The sequence below is a fragment of the Sphingobium limneticum genome, assembly GCF_008710165.1.
In the GTDB taxonomy this organism is placed as follows: Bacteria; Pseudomonadota; Alphaproteobacteria; order Sphingomonadales; family Sphingomonadaceae; genus Sphingobium; species Sphingobium limneticum.
This window is the reverse complement of record NZ_VYQA01000009.1, coordinates 110,913-137,735: the sequence shown is the minus strand read 5'-3', so window position 1 is coordinate 137,735 and position 26,823 is coordinate 110,913. Positions and strand designations below refer to the sequence as shown.

Genomic DNA, 26,823 nt, shown 5'->3' with positions numbered 1-26,823 from the left:
TGATCCGATGCAATCGGATCGGTGGCTCTAAGCAGCTTCGCTCCAGATGGCGATGCGGTCCTTGCCGTCCTTCTTGGCGGTGTAGAGGGCCGCATCGGCACGGGCGAACATGTCTTCCAATTGCTGATCGGTCGGCACGAGTTCGGCCACGCCAAAACTGGCGCGCAGCCCGGTAACGGGCACGCCGGGCAGCGCCAGATGGGCAACCTCGGCGCGCACACGCTCCATCACTTCGGCCGCCGCGGTGGCGGCGCTGTCCAGCAGCAGCAGGCCGAACTCGTCGCCACCCATACGGCCGACCACGTCACCGCGCCGCACCGCACTCACCAACAGGCGAGCGAAGCCGCGCAGAGCCTGGTCCCCGGCGATATGGCCATGGCCATCATTCAGCCCCTTGAACCCATCCAGATCGCACACCACCAGCGCCAGCGGTCGCTTGTGGCGCCGCGCCTGCGCGATCGCCTGCGCCGCTGCTTCGTCCAGCCCCCGACGGTTGAGCACCTGGGTCAGCGGATCGTGCCGCATCTGCGTGCGCAATTGCAGCGCCAGGTCGCCCGCCACCACCAGCACGGCAGTGACGGCGGTGGCCACATAGATGGTCGGCATGAAGATGCTGAAGATCAGCCGATAGATATCCTTGCCGGCCTCCGGCCCCCGGATCAGCGTGGCCGACCCCGCCAGTGCCAGCTGCACGACGACGAAAGCCAGCAGCGCAGCGCAGAAAGCCAGTTCGGGCGGCGTAAAGCGCCGATCTTTGGGCCATAGAGAGAAGGCGCTCACGGCCAGCAACGCGCCGACATAAGCCGGAATGATGAAACCCTGCATGATCTGGCTGCCGACCGGCCCGATGGCGAAAGCCATCGCCGCTATCACGATCGCAGCCGGCACGGCAAAACCGGCCAGACGCAACGGCTTGCCCGATCGCTGGCGCACGCCGATCGCCAGCAGCGATCCGCTGATGATGAGGCCAATACCAGTAATAATGAACCAGAAAGGGCTTTTCAGGAAGAAGCCGCCGGCATTGGCCATCCATTGCAACATGCCGACCGCATAGGATGCGGTCCAGGTCAGCACATGCTTCTGCCGCCCGAAATGGGACCAGGCCACAGCCAGTGCGATCGTCATGACGGTCGCCGTGCCAAAGAGCAGGGCAAGAAGAATGGCTGGCGCGTTCATGCGCCAGCCGCTTATCAATCTTTACACCGACTTACCAGCCGCAAGACTTGCCTTTATTCTGTTGAACCAACCACTTCTGCAGTGGTGCGAAATAATTGACCAATGCCTTGCCGGACATTTCGCGGCTGCCGGTGAAGGCCTGCAACGCGTCGGGCCAGGGCTTTGAGGCGCCCATCTTCAACATCGCATCAAGTTTCGCGCCTACGGCCTTGTTTCCATAGAAGGAACAGCGGTGGAGCGGACCCTTCCATCCCGCCTGCTTGCAGGCGGCTTCATAAAATTGGAATTGCAGCACCCGCGCCAGGAAGTAGCGGGTATAAGGCGTGTTGCCGGGTATATGATATTTACCACCGGCATCGAACTTCGTTTCATCGCGGGACACGGGCGGAACGATGCCCTGATATTGGCGGCGCAGGTCGGTCCAGCTCTTCTCATACTGACTCTGCGGAATCGACCCGTCGAACACGCCCCAGCGCCATTTGTCGATCAGCAGGCCGAACGGCAGGAACGCGACCTTGTCCATCGCCTGACGCAGCAGCAGGCCCAGATCCTTGTCCGCGCCCGGCACTTTGGCTTGGTCCAGCAGGCCGATCTTCACCAGATAGTCGGGCGTAATCGACAGGGCGACGAAATCGCCGATCGCTTCGTGGAAGCCATCATTCGCGCCATCCAGGTAAAGTGGCTTTTGGATCTGATAGGCCCGCTGATAATAATTATGGCCCAGCTCATGATGGATGGTGACGAAATCGTCGCCATTCACCTTGGTACACATCTTGATGCGGATATCGTTCTTGTTGTCGAGATCCCAGGCCGATGCGTGGCAGATGACTTCCCGGTCGCGTGGCTTGGTAATTTGCGACCGATCCCAGAAGCTCTGCGGCAGCACCTCAAAACCGAGCGAGCTGTAGAAGCCCTCACCCGCCTTCACCATCTTCACCGGGTCATAGCCCTTGGCCTTGAGCAGGTCGGTTGTGTCGAAGCCCAGGTCGCCCGCACCCGCCGGCGCCACGACGTCGTAGATATTGCCCCATTCCTGCGCCCACATATTGCCGAGCAGGTCGGCGCGGATCGGCCCGGTCTTGGCCTGTACCGCATCGCCATATTTCTCGTTGAGCTTGGTGCGGGTATAGCAATGTAGGTCGTCATAGAGCGGCTTGACCTCCGCCCAGATCTTGTCGGTCAGCTTGGCGAAATCGTCGGCTGGCATGTCATATTTGGACCGCCACATCGCGCCTGTATCGGCAAAGCCCAGTTCCTTGGCCCCGGCGTTCGCGATGCCCACCAGCTTTGTATAGTCCGCACGCATCGGCGCGCCGACATTGTCGTGCCAGCTGACCCACATTTCCTTCAACTCTTCGGGGTTGCGGTTTTCCCCCATCTGCTCTTCGATATCGCTGCCGTTGATTGGCTGCCCTTTGAGCGTGCCCTTGCCCTTGCCATAGGCCGACTGGAGCTTGGTCGCGAGGTCGTTCAGCTCCTCGGCCGCGCCCGGCGTCGTCGGCGCGGGCAGGGTCAGCGCGGTGCGCAGCAGGGTCAGTCTGCGCTTAGTTTCCTCGCTCAGGCCCGGCGCGGTCGCATATTTCGCGGCCTCCAGCGCGTAATCGACGCGCTGCCTGGTGTCGATCGCGCCGAAATAGGAGGCGATCGCATCGGTATCGTCCGTGATATAGGTCGCGTTTATCCACGCCGCCCGGCCGCTGACGATGGACTGGTCGAACAGGGCCTTCTCCGCCTTGGTCAGGAAGGCGTCCGCTTCGGCCGCAGTCGGTGTAGCAGCGGCGGGCGCCTGCTGCGCCAGCACCGGCGACACAACGAGGGCGGCCGCAAGCGCGGCCATGGAAATAGCGATTTTCATGAGTGTCCCCTATAGGTTTATGAGGGGAAACTGACTTGGCAGAGCGATACAGTCAAGCGGTCAAGAAATCGACCATCGCCTGCCCCAGTTCCTTGCGAGTGACGGCGTTCATATGATTGCCCGGTATCTCGACATAGCGGCCATCGGCCAATGTGTCGGCCAGTTCGCGCGCGTTGCCGTTGCTGTCATCGTCCGCGCCGCAAATGACAGCGGTCGGCTGGGTGAAACCGGCTATCACCTCCTGCGGCGTATCGACGAAGGTGTTGAGAATGTTCAGCAGCGCTATCGGATCGCCCTTCGTCGTCCGCAGGAAGGCTTCGGTCATCCATTCCGATGTGCCGCGTTCGAACGTGCCAAGATTGGTCAGCACGTTGCGATAATAGCCTCCATTATCCAGTGTCTGGACAAGACCGCGCAGGCCCATGCCCGACAGGATGACGCGTCGCGGCGTAGCGCCCCGTGCCAGCATCCGCACCGTCGTCCGCGCGCCCAGCGAATAGCCGCCCAGATCATAATCGGTCAGGCCCATCTGCTCGATCAGCGCCAGATTATCGTCGGTCAGCGCATCTGCCGGATAAGCCGCGGGATCATGCGGCTTGGCGCTTTCGCCATGGCCCCGCAGGTCCGGCAGGATCAGGCGAAAGCCCGCCTCTACCAGCCTGGCGGCATGACCGTAGCGTATCCAGTTGGTGAAGGCGTTGGAGAAATAGCCATGGATCAGGACCAGATCACGCCCCTGTCCGACCACATGTACCGCAATAGGTAGCCCATCCCGCCCCTTGATATCATGGCGTTCGATGTTGAGGTCGGTCATCGCAGGCATTTCCTTATCGGCTGGCTTGCCTAGCCGTTATGGCTTCATCCCCGGAGGCGCAAGAGCGCGATGAGGGCCAATCCACTCCCCACTTGCGCGGCAGCCATATCCTTTTGCGCGTCCCAGACATCGCCCTGCTGCCCATTATAATAGTCGGCTGTTTCGCCGGCCGCCATGATGGTGAGCAGCCATTCGAATATTTCGTACAGCGCGCTGCCAAGGCCGATGGCGGCAAAGGCGAAAGTCAGGCTCCATCCCCATGACAGCCCGCCATGCCGCCGCGCAAACTCCGCGACCGGCAGTGTCAGCAGCGCACCGAATGAAAAATGCACCAGCCGGTCATAGCCGTTGCGGGTCGTGCCGAAGAAGCTTGAAATATCATGCCCGCTCACCGCCCGCGCCCAATCGTCATAGGGCACATAGCTGTAGATCCAGCGCGCACCCAAAGTGTGGAGCAGCAGGAATAGCCAGATGCAGGCGACAGCGGATGTGGAAAGCGGCCAGCGCCGCAAAAGCCATGGCGTGGCCATGATTAGCGCGATCGTCGGCCCATGCTGAAGCGGGGCAAGATCGGGATAGGGCTGCGCGATATTGGCCAGGCCGATTGCGGCCAGCAGCAGCAGGATCATCCGGCGCTGCGCGATCGGAAGCGTCTTCCACATCGTGACAGGGCGGGAAATCATAGGCTCCCTATGAAACGAAGCATAGATAGGGACTGATTTTTTACTGTTCCCCGGCGAAGGCCGGGGTCCAGTTCCGCGCTATCAACTGGACCCCGGCCTTCGCCGGGGAACAGTATGATTGAACTCTTGAATCGTATCAACGCAACTAGGCCTCAGCCTTTCTTGAGGTGACGACGGCCCAGCAGTTCGGCGATTTGCACCGCATTCAGCGCTGCGCCCTTGCGCAGGTTATCGCTGACGCACCACAGGTTGATGCCATTCTCGATCGTGGAATCTTCACGCACGCGGCTGATGAAGGTCGCAAAATCGCCCACGCATTCGATCGGCGTGATGTATCCGCCGTCTTCGCGCTTATCGACCAGCATGATGCCCGGCGCTTCACGCAGAATGTCCTGCGCTTCCTTGGCCGAAATCTCATTTTCGAATTCGATGTTTATCGATTCCGAATGGCCGACGAACACGGGCACGCGCACGCAGGTCGCCGTGACCTTTACTTTGGGATCGAGGATCTTCTTGGTTTCCGCGACCATCTTCCATTCTTCCTTGGTCGAACCATCGTCCAGGAAAACGTCGATATGCGGGATCACGTTGAAGGCGATCTGCTTGGTGAACTGCTTGGGCTCGGCCGGATCGCCGACGAAGATGTTGCGGCTCTGTTCGAACAGCTCGTCCATGCCCGCCTTGCCCGCGCCGGAAACCGACTGGTACGTCGACACGACCACGCGCTTGATCTTCGCCGCGTCATGCAACGGCTTCAGGGCAACGACCATCTGCGCGGTCGAGCAGTTGGGGTTGGCGATGATGTTCTTCTTCGTATAGCCGTCGATCGCGTCCGGGTTCACTTCGGGCACGATCAGCGGCACATCCGGATCCATGCGGTAAAGCGAGCTGTTGTCGATCACGACGCAGCCGGCCGCCGCCGCCTTGGGCGCATAGATTGCCGTCGGGCCACTGCCGGCAGCGAACAAAGCGATGTCCCATCCGGTAAAGTCGAAATGTTCGATATTCTGGCATTTAATGGTCTTGCCGGTCTCACCGAAATCGACGGTCAGGCCCTGCGACCGCGACGATGCGACCGCCGCAATCTCGTCAATAGGGAACTCGCGCTCGGCGAGAATGGTCAGCATCTCGCGGCCCACATTACCGGTGGCACCTACGACGACGACCCTGTAACCCATGACTAAAGTCTCCATTTCAACGCATCATTGCGGAGTGCGCGCCATAGCGATGTGGCCGCATTTGTCCAGAAAGAAGGGCTTTGCTGCTGCAAAGCCCTTCAACAGCGTAATTTAATTTCGATAGTGCGTCATTTCAACGGTGGCCCGCCTGCTTCCTGCGCCAGGAAATGCTCGATCGTCTTCCACAGGTGCACGCTGATGCCCGGCCCACCGACGCGATGGGTCTGGCCCGGATAGGCCATCATCTGGAACGGCACCGCCGCGCCCTGCATCTTCGCCATCAGCGCGGTGGCATTGTCGAACACCACATTGTCGTCCGACATGCCGTGGATCAGCAGCATCGGATCCTTGATCTTCACCGCCTCATCCACGGCACCCGACGCCGGATAGGCGCTGGGCTTGTCCTGCGGCTTGCCCAGATAGCGTTCGGTATAATGGGTGTCGTACAGTTCCCACTTCGTCACCGGCGCACCGGATACGGCGGCGGCAAACACGCCCGGCGCCTTCTCCAACAGCTTGAGCGACATATAGCCGCCATAGGACCAGCCATAGGTCGCGATCCGCTGCGGATCGACAAAGGACTGCGCTTTCAGCCACTCCACGCCCTTCAACTGGTCCTCGACCTCCACCGTGCCCATGGCGCGATACAGCTGATCCTCGAACGCCTTGCCGCGATCGGGCGTGCCGCGATTGTCGATGGCGAACACGATCCAGCCACGATCCACCAGATATTGGTTCAGAGCGCCCGACCATGTGTTGGTCACCTGCCGCCCACCATTGGGACCGCCATAGTGGATCATGAAGACGGGATAGCGTTTTCCCGTCTCCATCTTTGGCGTCATGATCTTGGTATAGAGCGTCGATCCATCGGCGGCCTTCACGGTGCCGAAGGTGGTCTTCACATGATCGGCAACATAGGGTGCATAGGGATGGCTGCCCTTCAGCGCATTTTGCGACAGCCATTGCAATTGCTTGCCGCTGCTGTCGGCCAGATAGACCTGCTTGGGCTGGTCCGCATTCTGGCGCGTCACCACGACCTTGCTGGCGGCGCCGTCCATTACGGCGTCATTCCACCAGCCATTGGCGGTCAGCGCCCGCGCCTGCCCCGCCTTGTCGAGTGACGTCACATAAAGCTGCTGCTCAAGCGGCGTCTCACGATTGCCGGTGAAATAGACCAGGCCCCTGGCCTCATCCACGCCCACCACATCGCGCACTTCCCAATTGCCGCTGGTGAGCGCCGTCCACTTGGCGCCATTGACGCGATAAAGATGGCCATGGCCGCTTTTTTCCGACCACCACAGGAAACTGCCGTCGCCCAGCGCATGGAAATTGTTCGACAGGTTGATCCAGCTTTTTGCCGTCTCGGTCAGCGCCATCTTCGCCTTGCCCGTAGTCGGATCGACCGTCAGCAGGTCCAGTCGCTTCTGATCCCGGCTCTCACGCTGGACGTATAACGTCTTGCCATCCTTCGACCAATCGACGCGGGCGAGATAGATATCTTTATCCGTGCCCAAATCGACCTGTACCTGCCCCGATCCGTCCGGTTTCATGACGAACAGGTCGACGATGGCATTGGGTGTGCCGGCTGCGGGGTAACGCTGCTGATAGACTTTCGTCCCCTCGCCGCCGATCGCGGTCCGGGTGACGATGCCGACCGGGCTTTCATCGACGCGGGCGACGGCGATGCGGCTATCGTCGGGCGACCACCAGTAACCGGTGCGCCGATCCATTTCCTCCTGCGCGACGAATTCCGCCACGCCCCAGTTCAACGTGTCGCTGGCGCCCTGCGTCAACTGCCGTTCCTGCCCGCCGATCGGCTGGGTAAAGAGATTGCCGCCCCGCACGAAGGACACAAAACCGCCCTTGGGGCTGACCACGCCATTCAGTTCGCCATCGGGCGTATCGGTCAGGCGCGTGACCTTGCCATCCAGGCCGGCCAGATAGAGGTCGCCATCGACCGGCACCAACAGGCTCTTGCCGTCAGGCGCCCAGTCATAGCTGGTGATGCCCGTGCTGCCCGCGACACTGCGATCGCGTTCCCGCTGCATCTTTTCGGCTTCGCTCAAAGCTGCGCCGCTGCCGGTCTTCTTCGAATCGACCAGCATGCGTTCCGCGCCGGTTTTGCTGTCGATCGCCCACAGGTCGAGCCGTTCCTTCTCATCCGCGCGCGGTTTCAGCAACGTGACCAGCGATCCGTCGGGCGACAATTTCAGCGCGCGCGGCTGCGGCCCGGCCAGGTCGGGGCTGGCAAAGACGCGCTCCAGGGTCAGCTTTTCCTGGGCTTGCGCGCCGATAGTGGGGGAAAGCAGCAGCACGCCAAGCGCAGCGCCGCATTTCAGATAGGGGGGCATGATGATCCTTTCCGGCCGGCGCGAAAACGCACCGCTTGATGCCGACGGCTTAGCGCGATGAACAAGAAAAGATCAATGCCGGGAAATAAACTGTCCTGCCATCCTCTTGTCGAGGATGGTGGGCGCGACAGGGATTGAACCTGTGACCCCACCCGTGTGAAGGGTGTGCTCTACCGCTGAGCTACGCGCCCCCTGTAAGGAGGAGGCGGCCTTTGGCATCGGGCGCGCACCCTGTCAACATGCTGCGGGCGATTTGATGCAAAATGCTTTCGCCTTTGCCCTGTCGGTGCCTATAATCGGCGTTCAATTTTAAAAAGTGGACTATCTATCTATGCGTCAAACTATCGCCCTGCTGATCGGCAGCCTGCTGCTTTCGGCGCTTGCCGCGTGCAATACGGTTCAGGGTGTCGGCCGGGATATCGAATCAGTGGGTCGCGCCGGGAAGGACGCCATTCATTAAGGAGGCGTCGGCCTCCTTCGACCTTATTGAAGCGCGCGGCCCATCAGGGCCATGTTTTTGTTCAGGCGAACGCCATCGCAATCGGGTTCGCCACATTCGCACGCTTCGATCGTGTAGCGCACGCCGCACATGACCAGCACATCCTGATCGAACGAGTAATTGGAAATCCCGGCTCGTTCGACCTTTTCCTGTGCTCTGGCCTTGAGGGACATCACCTGTTCTCGCTTTCGAATAAGTTGGCTCATCATTGTTTGTGCACTGCACAATGTCAATTGATCGACTTTTGTTCCTGACCATATTGTAAGAATATTGTCGCCGAAACGACACGCTTCGCCGTTATGCGCGGCGCGACTTGCACAGGGCGGCGCAGCGTCCCATATGCCGGCCCATGAACGACCAACGCAGCGCCTCCATGCCGGTCTGGCATGGCACCACCATCATGTCCGTCCGCAAAAATGGAAAGGTCGTCGTCGCGGGCGACGGTCAGGTTTCCATGGGCCAGACGGTGATGAAGCCCAACGCTCGCAAGGTCCGCCGGCTGCATGACGGCAGCGTCATCGGCGGCTTTGCAGGTGCGACAGCCGATGCCTTCACCTTGTTCGAGCGGCTCGAAGCAAAGCTGGAACGCCATAACGGCCAGTTGATGCGCGCCGCCGTTGAACTGGCCAAGGACTGGCGCACCGACAAATACCTCCGCAATCTGGAAGCGATGATGATCGTCGCGGACAAGGACGTGACGTTGATCCTGACCGGCAATGGAGACGTGCTGGAGCCGCTGGGTGGCGTCGCCGCGATCGGTTCGGGCGGCAATTTCGCCCTCGCCGCCGCCCGCGCGCTGGTGGAATATGAGGAGGACGCCGAAACCCTCGCCCGCAAGGCGATGGGCGTGGCCGCCGACATCTGCGTCTACACCAATGACCAGCTGACCATCGAAACGCTCGACAGCGCCAACTGAGATTTCAAGAAAAGACCATGAACGACAATCTGACCCCCAAAGCCATCGTCGCCGCGCTGGACGCGCACATCATCGGCCAGCATGACGCCAAGCGCGCCGTGGCCGTCGCTCTGCGCAACCGCTGGCGCCGCCAGCACCTGCCCGCCGATCTGCGCGACGAGGTGACGCCCAAAAATATCCTGATGATCGGGCCGACGGGCTGCGGCAAGACGGAGATCAGCCGTCGCCTTGCCAAGCTGGCCGACGCGCCCTTCGTGAAGGTGGAAGCCACCAAGTTCACCGAAGTCGGCTATGTCGGCCGCGACGTCGAACAGATCGTCCGCGATCTGGTGGAGGAAGCGGTGCGCCTCGAAAAGGACCGCCGCCGCGAAGCGGTCCGCGAAGCCGCGTCCGAAGCCGCCATGGCTCGCCTGCTCGACGCGCTGACCGGCAAGGAAGCGAGCGAAGCCACCCGCCTCTCCTTCCGCCAGAAGATTGAGAACGACCAGATGAACGATGTGGAGGTCGAGGTGGAGGTCGCCGACACTCCCTCCATGCCGATGGAAATTCCCGGCATGGGCGGTCAGGTCGGCATGATCAACATCAGCGACATGATGTCCAAGGCGTTCGGCCAGACCCAGAAGAAGCGCCGCAAGATGCGTGTGGCCGAAGCCTGGGACAAGCTGGTCGAGGAAGAACAGGACAAGCGCCTGGATCAGGATGACGTCGCCCGCGTCGCCATCACCAGTGCCGAGCAGAATGGCATCGTCTTCCTGGACGAGATCGACAAGATCGCGGTCAGCGACGTGCGCGGCGGTTCGGTGAGCCGCGAAGGCGTGCAACGCGACCTGCTGCCGTTGATCGAAGGGACGACCGTTTCGACCAAATATGGCCCGCTCAAGACGGATCATATCCTGTTCATCGCGTCGGGCGCCTTCCATGTCGCAAAGCCCAGCGACCTGCTGCCCGAACTCCAGGGCCGCCTGCCGATCCGCGTGGAACTCAAGGCGCTGACGGAGGAAGATTTCGTCGCGATCCTCTCCGACACCAAGGCCAGCCTTGTTGCGCAATATCGCGCGCTGCTGGCAACGGAGGAAGTGACGATCGACCTCACGCCCGAAGGCATCCGCGCCGTCGCGAAGATCGCCGCCGACGTGAACAGCGAGATCGAGAATATCGGCGCTCGCCGCCTCCAGACGGTGATGGAAAAGCTGCTGGAAGATGTCAGCTTCGAAGCGGAGGATCGTCGCGGCGAAACGCTGGTAATCGATCAGGCTTATGTCGAAAAGCAGTTGTCGGCCGTCGCGCACGACACCGACCTGAGCAAATATGTGCTTTAACTGACTGTTCCCCGGCGCAGGCCGGGGTCCAGTTCTGCCGTTTCAGCTGTTCCCCGGCCTGCGCCGGGGAATGTCTGGTTTAATAAGAGCGCCCCACCAACACGCGCTCCACCGCCTTTTCACCGGTGAAGATGCACGCACCGTCCGCCGCCTGCGCATCCAGCGGCACGTTGCGCAGGGTCAGCTTCTCGCCTTTCAGCCATTGCACGACCTTCTCCAGCCCTTCGCCAGTCGGCTTGGACCATTGGACCAGTGCCCAGCCCGGCTTCTTCGACGCGTTGAAATAGGCCTTGAGCGCATCGAGATCGCCGATCGACCTATCAATGCTGCCGTCCAGCCGCGCCTTGGCATCTGCGAACAGTGACGTCTGAATATCCTCCAGCGTTGCGGCCGCGCTGCCCACGAAATCACCCTTGGCTACGATCTGGCTGTTGAGCTTGCCATCCTCGCGATACAGGCGATCGCGGCGGATGACCGACACATTGCCGCCCGCGACATCGCGCCCGCCAACCTCGATCACGATCGGTGCGCCCTTCTTGACCCAGCCCCAACGCTTGGTCGCCGCCTTGGCCGGGCGCTTGTCGAGCAGCGCACGCACCGGCTCGCGGAATATGTCCAGACCGTTCAACTGGTTCACCAAATCGGTGCAATAATCGACGATCGCGGCATCTTCGTCATTGTCGCGCAGCATCGGTACGACGACGATCTGATAGGGCGCCACGCGCGGCGGCACGCGCAGGCCATCATCATCGCCATGAACCATGATCAGGCCGCCGATCATGCGGGTGGACACGCCCCAACTGGTCGTCTGCGCCAGCTCCTGCTGCCCTTCGGCATTCTGGAACTTGATATTCTGCGCCGAAGAGAAGGTCGTGCCCAGGAAATGCGAGGTGCCGGCCTGCAACGCCTTGCCGTCCTGCATCATCGCTTCGATCGAATAGGTTGCCACCGCGCCGGGGAAGCGTTCATTCTCCGGCTTTTCGCCAGCCACGACCGGCAGCCCCACGCAATCCTCTGCAAAGGCGCGATAGACTTCCAGCATCTTGAGCGTTTCTTCCATCGCCTCTTCGACGGTGGCGTGGGCGGTATGCCCTTCCTGCCACAGGAATTCGGCGGTGCGCAGGAACATGCGGGTGCGCATTTCCCAGCGCACGACGTTTGCCCACTGGTTTATCAGCACCGGCAGGTCGCGCCAGCTTTGCACCCAACGGCTGAACGCAGCGCCGATCACCGTTTCCGACGTCGGCCGCACGACCAGCGGTTCTTCCAGCTTCGCTTCGGGATCGGGCACCATCTTGCCGTCCTTTTGGATCAGGCGATGATGGGTGACGACCGCCATTTCCTTGGCGAAGCCGTCGACATGCTCGGCTTCCTTCTCGAAGTAAGACAGCGGGATGAACAGCGGGAAATAGCAGTTTTCATGGCCGGTCGCCTTGATCTGCTCATCCAGCAATTTCTGGATGCGTTCCCAGATGCCATAGCCCCAGGGACGAATGACCATGCAGCCGCGTACGCCGCTTTCCTCGGCCATATCGGCTTCGGTGATGACGGCCTGATACCAGGCGGCGAAATCCTGTTCGCGGGTGACGTTGAGGGCGTGCTTCACGGGATGCGGACCTTGGCTAGAACGAAAAGAAGAATGGCGCGCCATAGGCCAGACGCGCCATATATGTCGACCCCCACAAGGGCGCGATGATGCGGGTTCAGGCGTCCGCGCCCAACTGCTCCAGCCAGATCTTGGCCTGCTTGGGTTCGCCGACGGCATCGGCGGCGGCCGGCCCGCGAACCGCCATGAAATCCTGATGCAGCGCAAAAGGCTCCAGCCCTAACGTGTCGCGCATGGCGCCAATCTCGTCCGCCAGTTCCTCCAGCGCGGCGATGACCGGCGCCGTGCGGGCGCGGGCGGCCTTGTCCTTCTGATGATCGAACAGGCCCCACCGCCCCGCTGCCGTGACGCGGAGCGCCGCGATCAAGGCATCGCGATACTCCGCTTCCACTTCGATACGGCGGACGTCGAGCCGCTCCAGTCGATCCGCCTTGGCCATCGGTTCAGGTCAGCTTGTCGATCTTGGCATTGAGCGCCGCCAATTGCGCCTTGAGGTCGCTGATTTCCTCATCCTTGCTTTCCTCGGCCGCAGCCGGGGTCGGTGCAGAAGCAGCGGGCGTCACGCCCGGAACATTAGGCATCCCCGGCACCCCATTGCCAAATGCGCTGGCAGCGGCTTCGAACATCTGCAGGTTGCGCTTGGCGATATCGGCCAGCGGACCGCCGCCGAACGCACCCTTCATCGCTTCCTGAAACTGCTGCTGGTTCTTGCGGAAAGCGTCCATCGACGCTTCCAGATATTGCGGCACCATCGACTGCATGGAATCGCCATACATGGCGATCAACTGACGCAGGAAATTGACAGGCAGCATATTCTTGCCACGCTGTTCTTCTTCCATGATGATCTGGGTCAGGACATTATGGGTGATGTCCTCGCCGGTCTTGGCGTCCACGACCACGAATTCGCGCCCCTCGCGCGTCATCTGCGACAGAAGGTCCAACGTGATATAACTCGAAGTTTCGGTATTATAGAGCCGCCTGTTGGCGTACTTCTTGATGACGACCGGTTCTGATTCATTAGCGGTCTTGGACTTGGCCATGGATTCCTCTCCCACACCTGACCATCTCGCATTAGCACAGGGCGATGCCGCACCGCAACATGGGCCGCGGCCTTTACCCCTTTTTCTCAATATTTTATGGCGCGAAACGGAGAATGATCCGGACCTTCGGCGCCGGGCCTTCCAGGGGTTGCGCAAATATCAGGACGCAATGCGCCCGCCCGCCCCGCCACAGGCCCGCTGCGTCGCCACGGCCGGGCCGGCCCGTTTGCTGCAATATGGTGCGGCAAGTGACCGTAATCCGGTGGTTTTCATCCCCTCGCTCATCAACCCGCCGCGGGTGTTGGACCTGTCGGAAAGTCGATCCTTGCTGCGCCACATGGGTGCAGCAGGACATGATGCCTATCTGCTGGACTGGGGCACGCCATCTGCGCAGGACGCGATGCTCGGCCTGGATGGCCATGTAACGGACAGGCTACTGCTACTGCTTGCGGGCCTGCCCCGCCCGCCGATCCTGGTCGGTTATTGCCTGGGCGGCAGCCTCGCGCTCGGTGCCGCCGCGCTGCAATCCTTTCCCGCCGTCGCTACCATAGCGGCCCCGTGGCATTTCGATGCCTTCGCGTCGGATGATCTCGACCTGATCGCCGGCCTGTGGCGCGGCGCAAGACCGATGTGCGAACGGATCGGCTATGTGCCGATGGAAGTGATGCAATCAGGCTTCTGGGCGATGGACCCTGTGCGCACCATCCGCAAATATGCCGCCTTTGCCGATGCAGCGCCGGGATCGGATGCGGAACGCGCCTTCCTGGCCGTGGAGGATTGGGCCAACGGTGGCGCGCCCCTGACCTTCGCGGCCGGCCGGGACTTGTTCGACCATCTCTATGCCGGCAATCTCAGCGGCACCGGGCGCTGGCAGATCGACGGGCAGACCGTCGATCCTTCCACGCTCTCCTGCCCGACCCTGTCCATCGTGTCCGCGACCGACCGCATCGTGCCCGCCACTGCCGGCCCTCGCTTGCGCGAAGAGCGCCGTTTCTCGCTAGGCCATGTCGGCATGGTGGTGGGTGGCCGCGCCCGCGAAATGCTGTGGGAGCCCCTGTCCCTTTGGCTTTCCAGTCACGGCGCATGATGCTATCGCACCTGCGAAAACATATTCACCACCAAAGAGGATCAGGACTTTGTCAGACATCGTCATTACCGCCGCCAAGCGCACGCCTGTCGGTAGCTTTCTGGGTGCCTATGCAACGACTCCCGCGCATGTGCTGGGGCAGACCGCGATCATCGCCGCGCTGGAGCAGGCGGGTGTCGCCCCCGATGAAGTGGATGAAGTCATTCTGGGCCATGTGCTGACCGCCGGCCTGGGCCAGAACCCCGCGCGCCAGGCCGCCGTCGCCGCCGGCATCCCGGTTGATCGCACCGCCTTCGCCATCAACCAGGTGTGCGGTTCGGGCCTGCGCGCCGTCGCGCTCGCGGCCCAGGCGATCGCCAATGGCGACGCCAGCATCATGGTCGCGGGCGGTCAGGAAAATATGTCGCTCAGCCCCCATGCGCAATTCCTGCGCGCCGGGCAGAAGATGGGCAATCTCAGCCTGGTCGATACGATGATCCAGGACGGCCTGACCGACGCCTTCAATGCCTATCATATGGGCATCACTGCCGAAAATCTGGCCGAGAAATATCAGATCACCCGCGAAGAGCAGGACGCCTTCGCCGTCGGCAGCCAGAACAAGGCGTCGGCCGCCCGCGCATCGGGCCGCTTCAAGGATGAAATCGCCGCCGTCACGGTCAAGGGCCGCAAGGGCGACACCATCGTCGATGCCGACGAATATATTCGCGACGGCGCGACGATCGAAGCGATGGAAAAGCTCAAGCCGGCCTTCAAGAAGGACGGCACCGTCACCGCCGGCAACGCCAGCGGCCTGAACGACGGCGCCGCCGCGCTGGTGCTGATGACGGCCGACGATGCCGCCAAGCGCGGTGCGACCATCCTCGGCCGTCTCGCCGGCTTCGCGACCGCCGGCGTCGATCCCTCGATCATGGGCATCGGCCCGGCGCCGGCCAGTCGCAAGGCGCTGGCCAAGGCTGGCTGGTCGGTCGCCGACCTGGACCTGATCGAAGCCAATGAAGCCTTCGCCGCGCAGGCCTTGTCCGTGGGCAAGGAACTGGGCTTCGATCCCGAAAAGGTGAACGTCAATGGCGGCGCGATTGCCATCGGCCACCCGATCGGCGCGTCTGGCGCGCGCGTGCTGACCACCCTGCTCTACGAAATGGCCAAGCGCGATGCGAAGAAGGGGCTGGCTACCCTCTGCATCGGCGGCGGCATGGGCGTGGCCCTTTGCATCGAACGCTGATCTCATATTGAACCGGCAAAAAAAGCCGCCGCTCCAAAAGGGAGCGGCGGCTTTTTTGTTTATCAGCCCTTTTTGCCGGCGCTCCGGCAGCGGTCGGAACAATAGACGACATTGTCCCAGTCGCGTTCCCACTTCTTCCGCCAGGCAAAGGGGCGCTGGCACACCGGGCAGGTCTTCGTCGGCAAATCCCGTTTAGCGACTCCGCGTGGCATCCGTTTCAATCCCTTATACGTCGAGCGACCGATCCTTCGTTTCCGGCAAAGCCACCAGACAGGTGACCAGCGCCAGCGCGACGATCGCCAGCGTGTACCACAATCCGGCATAGGGATTGCCCGTCCGCGCGACGATATATTGGCTGACCAGCGGCAGGAAACCGCCGAAATAACCGGTGCCGATATGATAGGGGATGGATAGCGACGAATAGCGGATGCGCGCCGGGAAATATTCCGACAGCAAGGCCGCGACCGGTCCATAGGTCGCGCCCGACAATGTCCAGAGTAGCAGCAACGCGGCAAAGACCATCATCGCGCGGGGCCAGTCGGGCGTCACTGCGCCAAAATCATAGCCCTGTCCCTTCAGCGCCGCGTCCAGCCCGCCACTGCTCAGATCCGCCACCCCGATCCCGCCGATCGCCACCGTCGGCACCGCGCCCTCCCGCTTGTCATAGGGAATGCCGCGCTTGGAAAAATGGTCGAGCAACTTGCCGCAGGCGGTCGGCTGTATCTTGGCGAAGGGGTCGAAACGGCAATCGGGACCGCTCACCACCACCGGCGCCCGCTCCGATGCCTGCACCAGCCCCGGATTGGCCGTCGCCCCCATGAACTGATAGAGCGGCAATGCCAGCAGCAGCACCAGCGCATAGCCGATCACGATCGGCTTCTTGCGCCCGATCCTGTCCGACAGCCAGCCGAAGAAGATGAAGGCGCCCATGCCGATGAAGGCGCTGCCGCCGACCAGCAATTGCGCCACACCCGCCGCGACCTGCAGGCCGTTTTGCAGGAAATAGAGCGCCTGAAACATCACCGTATAGGCGATGACGGTAAAGCCCGCCGCGATGCCGATCATCGCGACGAACATCCGTTTCTTGTTGCCCGGCGCGGTAAAGGCTTCCAGAATCGGGTTCTTGGCCTGCGTCCCCGCCTTCTTCATCGCCAGGAACACCGGGCTTTCGCGCAGCATCAATCGCATCCACAGCGAAATCGCCAGCAGCGCGAGCGAGAAGATGAAGGGGATACGCCATCCCCATGCGTCCCAAACCGCCTGCCCCACGATCGCCTGCGTGCCGACCACGACGATCAGCGACAGGATGAATCCGCCGATCACACCGGCCTGGATGAAGCTGGTATAGAAGCCGCGCTTGCCCGGCGGGGCATGTTCCGCGACATAGATCGCTGCGCCGCCATATTCGCCGCCCAGCGCCAGCCCCTGCGCGATCCGCAGCGCGATGAGGATGATCGGCGCCGCCACGCCGATGCTGGCCGCCGCCGGTGTCAGTCCCACGCCCGCCGTCGCCAGGCCCATCAGGATGATGGTCGTCAGAAACGTGTATTTCCGCCCCAGCCGATCGCCCAGATAGCCGAACAGCACCGCCCCGATCGGCCGAAACGCAAAGCCGATCGCAAAGCCCGCCAGCGTGTAGAGCAGTTCGACGGTCGGATTGTCGGTCGGAAAGAAGGTCCGCCCGATGATCGGCGCCAGCACGCCATAGATATAGAAATCATACCATTCGAACACGGTGCCCAGCGCGGACGCGGTGATGACCAATCGGTCCCGCTTCGCATCCATCACATAGGTATCGCCCACCGCCGCCGTCATCCCGCCCCCTTAACTTCGCACATTTCCCGCAATTCCTGACATTATCATGCGGGAGTAGGAAATCTTATGTCCATCATCGCCTCTACCCGGCCGCGCCTTTATCGCAGGAAGGATGGCGATAGGACAGGCCTTCCCGTCAGAACAATCGCGCTCCGTTCGGCACCGGCTTGTCGGGCGCGAAGAGGGTGACGGCGCCGACCTCGTCGGCAAAGCCCAATGTCAGAACCTGCGACATGAACTTGCCGATCTGGCGCGGGGGGAAGTTGACGACGGCGGCAATCTGCCGCCCCGGCAGATCCTGCAGCGCATGATTTTCGGTAATTTGTGCGCTCGATCGTTTCTGGCCGATCGCCGGGCCGAAATCGATGAGCAGTTTGTAGGCCGGCTTGCGCGCCTCCGGAAAGGGATCGGCCGAGATGATCGTGCCGATTCTTATGTCGACCTTCAGGAAATCGTCGAAGTCGATCATGTCGCTCACCGGCGTGGCGGGATCATGGGTCAGGTGCATCGGGCGGCCCTCAATATGGATTGCGCATCGACCATATCCAGGCCGCAGCCGGAAAGTCCACATGGCCATCCTGCAATCGCGCGCGGCATAGTGTGGCCACGCGTTCGAGGATCGAAGCGCGGTCCGCCGGATCGGCCAGCTTGAGCGCCCGCGCGGCCGGTCCGATCCGGCTGAAGAAGCTGACGGCATCGGCCACCGGATCGTCACCGCCGCCGGCGCGATAGGGGAAATCGACCGGGTGCGCCTCGATATCCGACCATCCTGCATGGGCGAGCAGATCGCGCACGAAAGCCTCATCGGCGAAGGCGAAGGGACCGGGGACATAGCCGGTTTTTGCGGGCGGCGTTTCGCCGACGGCGGTCATCATGTCGCGCGCCCAGCCGTTGAGCGGCGCGGCGCGGAAGCAGGAAAAGATCAACCGCCCGCCCGGTCGCGTCGCCCCGCGCAAACGGGTGAAGGCGTCCACCGGATCGTCGAAGAACATCACGCCATGGCGCGAAACGATCAGGTCGAACGGCCCGGCATCATCAATGGCCTGTTCCACCGGCGCCACGATGAAGCGGACATTGGGGGCGGCGGCCGCCCGTGCCTGCGCGACCGCAATCAGTGCCGGTGAAATATCGATTCCGGTAAGCTGCGCGTTCGGATTGGCGCGCGCCGCCGCCAGCGCGGTTCCGCCCGCGCCGCATCCCACATCGGCCACCGCAGCCGACCTGCCCGCCACGGCGTCGCTTATGGTCCGGTCGAGTTCCGCCGACAGGGCGATGAAGCTGCGGTCGGTCCGCTCCCACTCCAGCGCCCAGACATCACCATTGGCGCCGGTCCATCCGACCGCATTCATGGTGGCCGATGGTGCGGTTATGCTTTGCGTCATTCTGCCCTCGCTTTCCGCATTCCACCATGGCGGCGAAATGCGGAAAGACAAGGCTATTGCGAGAATTTCGCAATAAGGCGATTATTCCATTTCAAGGATGATGGCGTCCACCGGCAGGCTTTCGCCCTGCGCCGCCGACACGCTCTTCACTACGCCTGCCTTTTGCGCGCGCAGGATATTTTCCATCTTCATTGCTTCGATCACCGCCAGCGGCTGGCCGGCTTCGACCTTGTCGCCCTCCGCCACATGCAGCGCGACGAGCAGGCCGGGCATCGGGCAGATCAGGTAGCGCGACAGGTCCGGCGGGATCTTTTCGATCATATGCTGCGCATGCGGCGCGGCATGGGCAGGCAGGATGCGCAGGCGATGGCTCGCCCCATGCGCCGTCAGCACGAAGCCGGATCGCACCGGCGCGATCCGCACCGCCAGATCCTCCTCGCCAAACTCCGCTTCGATCAAACGATCGCCGGGCGTATATTCCAGCGCCATGTCGATGGCGTCCCCATCGACCGTGACCTCGTCGCCGTCGATCTCCACATCATGGATGGCGTCGCCGATCTTCACCTGCCAGCCGGTCGGCGGCGCGAGGCGCTTGCCCAATTGCCCGTCGATCCGGCGTGCCCGGTCGGCCTGCGCCATGGCGGCAAAGGCGCCGATCGCCGACAGCCTCACCAGCAGTTCGGCCGAAGCAGGCGCGCCCTGGAACCCGTCGGGATATTCCTCCGCGATGAAGCCGGTGGTGATATTGCCCGACCGGAACCGCTCATGCTGCATCAGCGCGGACACGAAATCGATATTGTGGCCCGGCCCTTCAATCTCGAACTTGTCGAGCGCCTCGATCTGCTTGTCGATGGCTTCGAGGCGGGTCGGCGCCCAGGTGATGAGCTTGGCGATCATCGGATCGTAGAAGATGGAGACTTCGCCCCCCTCTTCCACGCCGTCATCGACACGGATCAGCGCGCCATTGTCATCCGTCCCGGTTTCGGGCGGGTTATAGCGGATCAGGCGGCCGGTGGACGGCAGAAAGCCGCGATAGGGATCTTCGGCATAGACGCGGTTCTCGATCGACCAGCCATTGATCTTCACGTCAGCCTGCCCGAACGACAGCGCCTCGCCATTGGCCACGCGGATCATCTGTTCGACCAGATCGACACCGGTGATTTCTTCGGTGACGGGATGCTCCACCTGCAACCGGGTGTTCATTTCCAGGAAGTAGAAGCCGTCCCCGGTCTTGTCCTCACCGCTGACGATAAGTTCGACCGTGCCGGCGCTGAAATAGCCGACCGCGCGGGCGAGCGCGACGCATTGTTCGCCCATCTTCTTGCGCATTTCGGGTGATACGAAGGGCGACGGCGCTTCCTCCACCACCTTCTGGTGTCGGCGCTGGATCGAACATTCGCGTTCGTTCAGGTAAACGATATTGCCGTGCTGGTCGCCCAGCACCTGAATTTCGATATGGCGCGGGCTTTCGATGAACTTCTCGATGAAGACGCGGTCGTCGCCGAAGCTGTTCAGCCCCTCGCGCTTGGTCGCCTCGAAGCCTTCGCGGACATCCTGTTCGCTATAGGCGAGGCGCATCCCCTTGCCGCCGCCGCCCGCCGACGCCTTCATCATCACGGGATAGCCGATCTCATTGGAGATCTTCACGGCATGTTCGGTATCGTCGATCACGCCGACATAGCCCGGCACGACGTTGACGCCCGCTTCCAATGCCAGCTTCTTGGACTCGATCTTGTCGCCCATCGCCGCGATCGCATTGGCGGGCGGCCCCACGAAGATGATCCCCTCCGCGTCCAGCGCCTTGCGAAAGCTCTCCCGCTCGGAGAGGAAGCCGTAGCCCGGATGTACCGCATCGGCGCCGGTCTGCTTGCAGGCGTCGATGATCTTGTCGGCGATCAGATAGGATTGGGCGGCGGGCGATGGGCCGATATGGACGGCTTCATCGGCCATCAGCACATGCGGCGCACGGGCATCGGCATCGGAATAGACCGCGACGGTCTTGATGCCCATTTTCTTGGCCGTACGCATGACCCGGCACGCAATTTCGCCACGGTTCGCGATCAGGATCTTGGTGATTGCCATTATAATTCCTGTCCCAGTCCTATCCTATCGGGCATGCGGGCGACATTTCTCGACGCCCGTCAGCCTTTCTATTTCCAATCGTCACCCTGAACTTGTTTCAGGGTTCATTCCTCCACACGGCGCATCGCGCCCGGAGACGCGATGGATGCTGAACCAAGACCAGCATGACGGAGGGAGGCACAATGGATCACCCCTCCGAAGCCTCACCCCACCCCGTCATGCCGGACTTGATCCGGCATCCCGCTGTCTTCTCGCGCGACGGCAGAGAAGAAGCGGGGCCCCGGATCAAGTCCGTGGTGACGAAGGGGAGCGCTGATTTCACTCGGCCGCTTCCATCTCGACCTTGACCTCAGCCTGCATCGGCACGACGCCCAGCTTCGCGAACAGCGCGGCATCCGCATTGTCGCCCGCATTGGCCGTGGTCAGCAGCTTGTCGCCGGTGAAGATGCTGTTCGCGCCTGCCATGAAGCAGAGCGCCTGGCAGCTATCCGACATGCTCTCGCGCCCGGCTGACAACCGCACCATGCTCTCCGGCATCACGATCCGCGCGACCGCAACGGTGCGCACGAATTCGATCTCGTCGATCTTGGCGAGCGGCGTGTCGGCCAGCATATTGCCCAGCACCGTGCCCTTGACCGGGACCAGCGCGTTGATCGGTACGCTCTGCGGATGGGCCGGCAGCACGGCCAGCGCGTGCAGGAAGCCGACGCGATCGTCGCGCGTTTCGCCCATGCCGACGATCCCGCCGCTGCACACGTTGATGCCCGAATTGCGGACGTTCTCCAGCGTCACCAACCGGTCGTCAAACGTCCGGGTGGTGATGACCTTCTCATAATGTTCGGGCGAGGTGTCGATATTATGGTTGTAATAATCGAGGCCCGCATCGGCCAATGTCTTGGCCTGCTTTTCGTCCAGCATGCCCAAGGTCATGCAGGTTTCCATGCCCATCTGGCGCACGCCCTTCACCATCTGGACGATGGCGGGCATGTCGCGCTCCTTGGGGTTGCGCCAGGCCGCGCCCATGCAAAAACGTGAGGAGCCCGCGTCCTTGGCCTGCGCCGCCGCCTGCATCACCGCCTGCACGCTCATCAGCTTTTCGGCCTTCAGGCCGCTTTCCGCCGATGCCGACTGATTGCAATAGCCGCAATCCTCCGGACAACCGCCGGTCTTGATCGACAACAAGGTGGACAGTTGCACTTCGTTGCGCGGGAAATTGTTGCGGTGGATCGATTGCGCTTCGAACATCAGATCGTTGAAGGGCAGATCGAACAGCGCCGCGATTTCCTCACGGGTCCAGTCGTTGCGAGCGTCAAACATGGGCATCCTCCGATTGTCTGACGAAATCTATAAACGATCCATCGACGACACAAAAGGCAGAATTACGGGTCAAGCAGCTTCCTCCAGCCCGGCAGGGGGCATATTGTGGCCGAGCAGGCGCAGCACATCGGCAGCGCACTCCACGACGTTGGAACCCGGCCCATAAATGCCCTGAACCCCGGCGTCACGAAGATAGTCGTAATCCTGCGGCGGGATGACGCCACCGGCGATCACCTTGATGTCGGTGCGCCCCTTTTCCCGCAGCCGATTGATGAGTTCGGGGATCAAGGTTTTGTGCCCCGCCGCAAGGCTGGACGCGCCCACTACATCGACGCCGCTGTCCAGCGCCAGCACCACCGTTTCCTCGGGCGTCTGGAACAAGGGGCCGGACACGACGTCGAACCCCAGATCGCCAAAGGCCGATGCGATGATGTTGGCGCCCCGGTCGTGGCCATCCTGTCCCATTTTTGCGACGAGCAATTTGGGTTTACGACCGAGGCGCCGTTCGACGGCCTGCACGCCGTCGAGAACCTGTTGCCAGCGACTGTCGCCGGCATAGGGCGCCGCATAGACGCCCTTCACCGGCGTCGGCTGCGTGCCGTAGCGCTGGAAACTATCCTCCATGGCGGAGGAGATTTCGCCCAGCGTGGCGCGGGCGCGCGCCGCTTCCACCGCATGAGCCAGAAGGTTTGTCTCGATCGATTGCGGCGCGGCGGCGGCATCGCGCAGCGCCTGCAACGCGGCCTGACACTTTTCCTCGTCACGCTCCGCCTTGACCCGGTTGATGCGGGCGATCTGCGCCTCGCGCACCTTGGCATTGTCGATATCCAGTGTTTCCAGCAAATCCTCGTTCGCCAGCCGATATTTGTTGACGCCCACGATCACGTCTTCGGCGCGATCGACCCGCGCCTGCCGCGCTGCTGCTGCCGTTTCGATCATCGCCTTGGGCCATCCCGCCGCCACGGCCTTCGCCATGCCGCCTTCGCTTTCGACCCGGTCGATAATCTCCTGCGCGGCGTCCACCAGTTGCTGCGTCAGGCTCTCTACATAGTAACTGCCACCCAGCGGATCGACGACATTGCACATGCCCGTCTCTTCCTGAATGACGATCTGGGTGTTGCGCGCAATCCGGGCGGAAAAATCCGTCGGCAGCGCGATCGCCTCGTCCAGGGCATTGGTGTGCAGCGACTGCGTGCCCCCAAGCATCGCGGCCATCGCCTCGATCGTGGTGCGCATGACGTTGTTATACGGATCCTGCTCGGTCAGCGATACGCCGCTGGTCTGGCAATGGGTGCGCAGCATCTTGCTGCGCTCGCTCTGAGCGCCCAGCTTGGTCATGGCGCGGTGCCACAGCACGCGGGCGGCGCGCAGCTTGGCGATCTCCATGAAGAAATTCATGCCGATCGCAAAAAAGAAGCTCAACCGCCCGGCAAAATTGTCGATGTCCAGCCCGCTTGCCATGCCATAGCGCGCATATTCGATGCCGTCGGCGATGGTGAAGGCCAGTTCCTGCACCTGCGTCGCGCCCGCTTCCTGCATATGATAGCCGGAAATGGAGATGCTGTTGAACTTGGGCATTTCCCGCGACGTATAGCCGAAAATGTCGCTGATGATCCGCATGGAGGGTTCGGGCGGGTAGATATAGGTGTTGCGGACCATGAACTCCTTGAGAATGTCGTTCTGGACCGTCCCGTCGAGCAGCTTGCGATCGACCCCCTGTTCCTCGCCCGCGACGATGAAGAAGGCCAGCACCGGGATGATCGCGCCGTTCATGGTCATGCTGACCGACATCTTGTCGAGCGGAATGCCGTCGAACAGGATCTTCATATCCTCGATCGTGTCGATCGCCACGCCCGCCTTGCCCACGTCGCCCGTCACGCGGGGATGGTCGCTGTCATAACCGCGATGGGTGGCCAGGTCGAACGCGACGGACAGCCCTTTCTGCCCGGCCGCCAGATTGCGGCGATAGAATGCGTTGGATTCCTCCGCCGTCGAAAAGCCCGCATATTGCCGCACGGTCCATGGCCGCCCCGCATACATGGAGGCGCGCACGCCCCGCGTGAACGGCGCGAAGCCCGGCAGGCCCGGATCGACGGTCACATCCTCGGCCGTATAGAGCGGCTTCACCTGAATACCTTCGGGGGTATCCCAGTTCAGATCCTTGCCCTTCACTTCCTTGGCGGCAGCGGCGGCCCACTGGTCCAATGTCGGCTTGTCGGTCATAACTATCATCCTACCCATTCGTCATGCCAGACTTGATCCGGCATCCCGCTTCTTCTGCGAGCGGGACGAAAACAGCGGGCCCCGGATCAAGTCCGGGGTGACGAAATTCAGTGCGCCTCTTTCAGCGTTTCCATGATCTCGGTCAGCACCCCGTTCATATCCCTGGGGTGCACGAAAAAGATTGGCGTGCCATGCGCACCGATACGCGGTTCGCCCAGCACCCTCTTGCCCAACTTCTCGAACCAGGCCTTGGCTGCATGAATGTCCGGCACTTCGTAGCACATATGATGCTGTCCACCGGCCGGGTTCTTGGCGATGAAGCCATGGATGGGCGAGTTTTCGCCCAGCGGCTCGATCAGCTCGATCTGCGTGCCATGGGTGCCATTTTCACCCGGCGTATCGACGAAACACACCTTCACCCCCTGCGCGGGCAGGTCGAACGGTTCATGCACGATCGCCGCGCCCATCACGTCGCGATAATAGGCAAGGCTCGCCTCCAGCGAAGGCGTCGCGATCCCGATATGGTTGAGACGGCCGAGTTTCATCACTTCATCCTATCCTCGTCATTCCCGCGCAGGCGGGAATCCATCTCCCAAGCCATCTCCAAGGGTGAGGTCTGGAGATGGATCCCCGTCTTCACGGGGATGACGTCATTGCTCAAAGCGGAATATTGTCATGCTTCTTCCACGGGTTCTCCAGCGCTTTGTTCTTGAGCTTGCGCAGGCCCAGCGCAATCCGCTTCCGCGTCGAATGCGGCTGGATCACCTCGTCGATGAAGCCCTTGCTCGCCGCGACGAACGGGTTGGCGAAGCGGTCCTCATATTCCTTGGTCTTCTCGGCGATCTCGTCCGCCGTCCTGCCCCGGAAAATGATCTCCACCGCGCCCTTCGCGCCCATTACCGCGATTTCCGCGGTCGGCCAGGCATAGTTCAAATCGCCGCGCAGATGCTTTGAACTCATGACGTCATAGGCGCCGCCATAGGCCTTGCGCGTGATGACGGTGATTTTGGGCACGGTCGCTTCGGCATAGGCGAACAGCAGTTTCGCGCCATGCTTGATGATGCCGCTATGTTCCTGCGCCGTCCCCGGCAGGAAGCCCGGCACGTCCACGAAGGTCACGATCGGTATCTCGAACGCGTCGCAGAAGCGCACGAACCGCCCCGCCTTCTTGGACGAATTAATGTCCAGCACCCCTGCCAGCACCATCGGCTGGTTGGCGATGATGCCCACCGTCTTGCCCTCGACCCGGCCGAAGCCGCACAGGATATTCCCGGCATGGGCGGGCTGCACTTCGAAGAAATCGCCCTCGTCCACCACCTTGCGGATCAGTTCGTGCATATCATAGGGCTGGTTGGCATTGGCCGGGATCAGCGTGTCCAGGCTCGGTTCGATCCGGTCCCACGGGTCCGCGCTCGGCCGTTCGGGCACCGGCTCTTTGTTGGACGCGGGCAGGAAGTCCACGAAATCGCGGGTCGCCAGCAAAGCCTCGATATCATTTTCGAACGCCACGTCCGCCACGCCGGACTTGGTCGTATGCGTCACCGCGCCGCCCAGTTCCTCCTGCGTGACGACTTCGTTCGTCACCGTCTTGACCACATCCGGCCCGGTCACGAACATGAAGCTGCTGTCCTTCACCATGAAGATGAAGTCGGTCATGGCGGGTGAATAGACCGCCCCGCCCGCGCATGGCCCCATGATGACGCTGATCTGCGGCACCACGCCGCTGGCCAGCACATTGCGCTGGAAAATCTCGGCATAGCCCGCCAGCGACGCGACGCCTTCCTGAATGCGCGCGCCGCCGCTGTCATTCAGGCCGATGACCGGCGCGCCGACCTTCAGCGCCATATCCATGATCTTGCAGATCTTCATCGCGTGCCGTTCCGACACCGCGCCGCCATAGACGGTGAAATCCTGGCTGAACACGAACACCAGCCGGCCGTTGATCGTGCCCGATCCGGTGACGACCCCGTCGCCCGGAATATGCTGCGCATTCATGTCGAAATCGACGCAATTATGCTCGACATACATGTCCAGCTCTTCGAAGCTGTCCTCGTCCAGCAGCACGTCCAACCGCTCCCGCGCGGTCAGCTTGCCCTTGCCATGCTGGGCGTCGATCCGCCGCTGTCCGCCGCCAAGGCGCGCAGCCTCCCGCTTGGCTTCCAGCTGTTCGATGATGGCGAGCTTCGACATTCCTACATCTCTCCCATGTGCGGCAGCGGCCGCCTTGCCCTTCCCCTACCCAGCCCCAAGCCCAGTTC

General features: G+C 62.1%; 24 protein-coding genes and 1 tRNA gene. 5 read left to right on the top strand and 20 right to left on the bottom strand.

Annotation, left to right across the window (positions count from 1 at the left end; all coding sequences use genetic code 11):
* Window positions 1-27 precede the first annotated feature (27 nt).
* From F4U95_RS13580 to F4U95_RS13550, 7 genes are all read right to left on the bottom strand, one after another.
* Window positions 28-1,176 (bottom strand): GGDEF domain-containing protein, encoded by a 1,149-nt coding sequence (locus F4U95_RS13580; protein ID WP_150426035.1) that lies wholly within the window; start codon window positions 1,174-1,176, stop codon window positions 28-30.
* 31 nt (window positions 1,177-1,207) lie between these two features.
* On the bottom strand, window positions 1,208-3,031 hold the full coding sequence (locus F4U95_RS13575; RefSeq protein WP_150426034.1) for a M2 family metallopeptidase: 1,824 nt from the start codon (window positions 3,029-3,031) through the stop codon (window positions 1,208-1,210).
* A 52-nt stretch (window positions 3,032-3,083) separates the two neighbouring features.
* On the bottom strand, window positions 3,084-3,845 hold the full coding sequence (locus F4U95_RS13570) for an alpha/beta fold hydrolase (RefSeq protein WP_150426033.1): 762 nt from the start codon (window positions 3,843-3,845) through the stop codon (window positions 3,084-3,086).
* A 44-nt stretch (window positions 3,846-3,889) separates the two neighbouring features.
* Window positions 3,890-4,528, bottom strand: a complete 639-nt coding sequence (locus tag F4U95_RS13565; protein ID WP_150426032.1) for a DUF2238 domain-containing protein — start codon at window positions 4,526-4,528, stop codon at window positions 3,890-3,892.
* 152 nt (window positions 4,529-4,680) lie between these two features.
* Window positions 4,681-5,706 carry an aspartate-semialdehyde dehydrogenase gene (locus tag F4U95_RS13560; protein WP_150426031.1) on the bottom strand — a complete coding sequence of 342 codons (1,026 nt, stop codon included), beginning with the start codon at window positions 5,704-5,706 and terminating at the stop codon, window positions 4,681-4,683.
* A gap of 128 nt (window positions 5,707-5,834) precedes the next feature.
* Window positions 5,835-8,057, bottom strand: a complete 2,223-nt coding sequence (locus tag F4U95_RS13555) for a S9 family peptidase (protein ID WP_150426030.1) — start codon at window positions 8,055-8,057, stop codon at window positions 5,835-5,837.
* Between the two features lie 116 nt (window positions 8,058-8,173).
* Window positions 8,174-8,248: transfer RNA gene (locus F4U95_RS13550), tRNA-Val, on the bottom strand.
* 140 nt (window positions 8,249-8,388) lie between these two features.
* On the opposite strand from F4U95_RS13550, the gene F4U95_RS13545 reads away from it, so the two are divergent.
* Window positions 8,389-8,517 carry an entericidin A/B family lipoprotein gene (locus tag F4U95_RS13545; protein ID WP_120250114.1) on the top strand — a complete coding sequence of 43 codons (129 nt, stop codon included), beginning with the start codon at window positions 8,389-8,391 and terminating at the stop codon, window positions 8,515-8,517.
* A 23-nt stretch (window positions 8,518-8,540) separates the two neighbouring features.
* On the opposite strand, the gene F4U95_RS13540 is transcribed toward F4U95_RS13545, so the two are convergent.
* On the bottom strand, window positions 8,541-8,729 hold the full coding sequence (locus tag F4U95_RS13540) for a hypothetical protein (RefSeq protein WP_120250113.1): 189 nt from the start codon (window positions 8,727-8,729) through the stop codon (window positions 8,541-8,543).
* Between the two features lie 176 nt (window positions 8,730-8,905).
* On the opposite strand from F4U95_RS13540, the gene hslV reads away from it, so the two are divergent.
* Both hslV and hslU read left to right on the top strand, forming a co-directional pair.
* Window positions 8,906-9,472, top strand: a complete 567-nt coding sequence (gene hslV, locus F4U95_RS13535; protein WP_120250112.1) for an ATP-dependent protease subunit HslV — start codon at window positions 8,906-8,908, stop codon at window positions 9,470-9,472.
* Between the two features lie 17 nt (window positions 9,473-9,489).
* The gene (gene hslU, locus F4U95_RS13530; RefSeq protein WP_120250111.1) at window positions 9,490-10,791 is read left to right on the top strand and encodes an ATP-dependent protease ATPase subunit HslU; all 1,302 of its coding nucleotides are present in this window, start codon (window positions 9,490-9,492) and stop codon (window positions 10,789-10,791) included.
* A gap of 79 nt (window positions 10,792-10,870) precedes the next feature.
* Here the strand turns inward: hslU and proS are convergent, their stop codons facing one another.
* From proS to phaR, 3 genes are all read right to left on the bottom strand, one after another.
* Window positions 10,871-12,397 (bottom strand): proline--tRNA ligase, encoded by a 1,527-nt coding sequence (gene proS, locus F4U95_RS13525; protein ID WP_150426029.1) that lies wholly within the window; start codon window positions 12,395-12,397, stop codon window positions 10,871-10,873.
* Window positions 12,398-12,494: 97 nt separating this feature from the next.
* Entirely contained in the window at window positions 12,495-12,836 is a 342-nt protein-coding gene (locus tag F4U95_RS13520; protein ID WP_150426028.1) for a hypothetical protein, read from the bottom strand.
* A 4-nt stretch (window positions 12,837-12,840) separates the two neighbouring features.
* Window positions 12,841-13,437 (bottom strand): polyhydroxyalkanoate synthesis repressor PhaR, encoded by a 597-nt coding sequence (gene phaR, locus F4U95_RS13515; protein WP_120250108.1) that lies wholly within the window; start codon window positions 13,435-13,437, stop codon window positions 12,841-12,843.
* Here phaR and F4U95_RS13510 point away from each other — a divergent pair.
* Together F4U95_RS13510 and F4U95_RS13505 are read left to right on the top strand one after the other, a co-directional pair.
* A complete protein-coding gene (locus tag F4U95_RS13510; protein ID WP_150426027.1) occupies window positions 13,436-14,524 on the top strand; it encodes an alpha/beta hydrolase in 1,089 nt (362 codons plus the stop codon). The two genes, phaR and F4U95_RS13510, sit on opposite strands and share 2 nt — an antisense overlap.
* Before the next feature lie 49 nt (window positions 14,525-14,573).
* Window positions 14,574-15,746 carry an acetyl-CoA C-acetyltransferase gene (locus F4U95_RS13505; RefSeq protein WP_150426026.1) on the top strand — a complete coding sequence of 391 codons (1,173 nt, stop codon included), beginning with the start codon at window positions 14,574-14,576 and terminating at the stop codon, window positions 15,744-15,746.
* 62 nt (window positions 15,747-15,808) lie between these two features.
* On the opposite strand, the gene F4U95_RS13500 is transcribed toward F4U95_RS13505, so the two are convergent.
* The 9 genes from F4U95_RS13500 to F4U95_RS13460 form a co-directional block, all read right to left on the bottom strand.
* Window positions 15,809-15,958, bottom strand: coding sequence for a DUF2256 domain-containing protein (locus F4U95_RS13500; protein WP_120250105.1), 150 nt, complete (start codon window positions 15,956-15,958; stop codon window positions 15,809-15,811).
* Between the two features lie 13 nt (window positions 15,959-15,971).
* Window positions 15,972-17,561 (bottom strand): MFS transporter, encoded by a 1,590-nt coding sequence (locus F4U95_RS13495; RefSeq protein ID WP_150426025.1) that lies wholly within the window; start codon window positions 17,559-17,561, stop codon window positions 15,972-15,974.
* Between the two features lie 136 nt (window positions 17,562-17,697).
* Entirely contained in the window at window positions 17,698-18,069 is a 372-nt protein-coding gene (locus F4U95_RS13490; protein ID WP_150426024.1) for a tRNA-binding protein, read from the bottom strand.
* A 10-nt stretch (window positions 18,070-18,079) separates the two neighbouring features.
* Entirely contained in the window at window positions 18,080-18,943 is an 864-nt protein-coding gene (locus F4U95_RS13485) for a class I SAM-dependent methyltransferase (protein WP_150426023.1), read from the bottom strand.
* Window positions 18,944-19,024: 81 nt separating this feature from the next.
* Window positions 19,025-21,025: an acetyl-CoA carboxylase biotin carboxylase subunit gene (locus F4U95_RS13480; protein WP_150426022.1), complete on the bottom strand. Its 2,001-nt coding sequence runs from the start codon at window positions 21,023-21,025 to the stop codon at window positions 19,025-19,027.
* Window positions 21,026-21,343: 318 nt separating this feature from the next.
* Window positions 21,344-22,342 carry a biotin synthase BioB gene (bioB, locus tag F4U95_RS13475; RefSeq protein WP_246171592.1) on the bottom strand — a complete coding sequence of 333 codons (999 nt, stop codon included), beginning with the start codon at window positions 22,340-22,342 and terminating at the stop codon, window positions 21,344-21,346.
* Window positions 22,343-22,411: 69 nt separating this feature from the next.
* On the bottom strand, window positions 22,412-24,565 hold the full coding sequence (gene scpA, locus F4U95_RS13470) for a methylmalonyl-CoA mutase (protein WP_120250099.1): 2,154 nt from the start codon (window positions 24,563-24,565) through the stop codon (window positions 22,412-22,414).
* A 107-nt stretch (window positions 24,566-24,672) separates the two neighbouring features.
* On the bottom strand, window positions 24,673-25,110 hold the full coding sequence (mce, locus tag F4U95_RS13465) for a methylmalonyl-CoA epimerase (protein WP_120250098.1): 438 nt from the start codon (window positions 25,108-25,110) through the stop codon (window positions 24,673-24,675).
* A gap of 112 nt (window positions 25,111-25,222) precedes the next feature.
* Window positions 25,223-26,755 carry an acyl-CoA carboxylase subunit beta gene (locus F4U95_RS13460; RefSeq protein ID WP_150426020.1) on the bottom strand — a complete coding sequence of 511 codons (1,533 nt, stop codon included), beginning with the start codon at window positions 26,753-26,755 and terminating at the stop codon, window positions 25,223-25,225.
* Window positions 26,756-26,823 lie beyond the last annotated feature (68 nt).

Coding starts and splice junctions, on each gene's coding strand:
- F4U95_RS13580 (WP_150426035.1), bottom strand. CDS start 1,176: ATGAACGCGCCAGCCATTCTTCTTGCCCTGCTCTTTGGCACGGCGACC.
- F4U95_RS13575 (WP_150426034.1), bottom strand. CDS start 3,031: ATGAAAATCGCTATTTCCATGGCCGCGCTTGCGGCCGCCCTCGTTGTG.
- F4U95_RS13570 (WP_150426033.1), bottom strand. CDS start 3,845: ATGACCGACCTCAACATCGAACGCCATGATATCAAGGGGCGGGATGGG.
- F4U95_RS13565 (WP_150426032.1), bottom strand. CDS start 4,528: ATGATTTCCCGCCCTGTCACGATGTGGAAGACGCTTCCGATCGCGCAG.
- F4U95_RS13560 (WP_150426031.1), bottom strand. CDS start 5,706: ATGGGTTACAGGGTCGTCGTCGTAGGTGCCACCGGTAATGTGGGCCGC.
- F4U95_RS13555 (WP_150426030.1), bottom strand. CDS start 8,057: ATGCCCCCCTATCTGAAATGCGGCGCTGCGCTTGGCGTGCTGCTGCTT.
- F4U95_RS13545 (WP_120250114.1), top strand. CDS start 8,389: ATGCGTCAAACTATCGCCCTGCTGATCGGCAGCCTGCTGCTTTCGGCG.
- F4U95_RS13540 (WP_120250113.1), bottom strand. CDS start 8,729: ATGTCCCTCAAGGCCAGAGCACAGGAAAAGGTCGAACGAGCCGGGATT.
- hslV (WP_120250112.1), top strand. CDS start 8,906: ATGAACGACCAACGCAGCGCCTCCATGCCGGTCTGGCATGGCACCACC.
- hslU (WP_120250111.1), top strand. CDS start 9,490: ATGAACGACAATCTGACCCCCAAAGCCATCGTCGCCGCGCTGGACGCG.
- F4U95_RS13520 (WP_150426028.1), bottom strand. CDS start 12,836: ATGGCCAAGGCGGATCGACTGGAGCGGCTCGACGTCCGCCGTATCGAA.
- F4U95_RS13510 (WP_150426027.1), top strand. CDS start 13,436: ATGGATTCCTCTCCCACACCTGACCATCTCGCATTAGCACAGGGCGAT.
- phaR (WP_120250108.1), bottom strand. CDS start 13,437: ATGGCCAAGTCCAAGACCGCTAATGAATCAGAACCGGTCGTCATCAAG.
- F4U95_RS13500 (WP_120250105.1), bottom strand. CDS start 15,958: ATGCCACGCGGAGTCGCTAAACGGGATTTGCCGACGAAGACCTGCCCG.
- F4U95_RS13495 (WP_150426025.1), bottom strand. CDS start 17,561: ATGACGGCGGCGGTGGGCGATACCTATGTGATGGATGCGAAGCGGGAC.
- F4U95_RS13490 (WP_150426024.1), bottom strand. CDS start 18,069: ATGCACCTGACCCATGATCCCGCCACGCCGGTGAGCGACATGATCGAC.
- F4U95_RS13485 (WP_150426023.1), bottom strand. CDS start 18,943: ATGACGCAAAGCATAACCGCACCATCGGCCACCATGAATGCGGTCGGA.
- F4U95_RS13480 (WP_150426022.1), bottom strand. CDS start 21,025: ATGGCAATCACCAAGATCCTGATCGCGAACCGTGGCGAAATTGCGTGC.
- bioB (WP_246171592.1), bottom strand. CDS start 22,342: ATGTTTGACGCTCGCAACGACTGGACCCGTGAGGAAATCGCGGCGCTG.
- scpA (WP_120250099.1), bottom strand. CDS start 24,565: ATGACCGACAAGCCGACATTGGACCAGTGGGCCGCCGCTGCCGCCAAG.
- mce (WP_120250098.1), bottom strand. CDS start 25,110: ATGAAACTCGGCCGTCTCAACCATATCGGGATCGCGACGCCTTCGCTG.
- F4U95_RS13460 (WP_150426020.1), bottom strand. CDS start 26,755: ATGTCGAAGCTCGCCATCATCGAACAGCTGGAAGCCAAGCGGGAGGCT.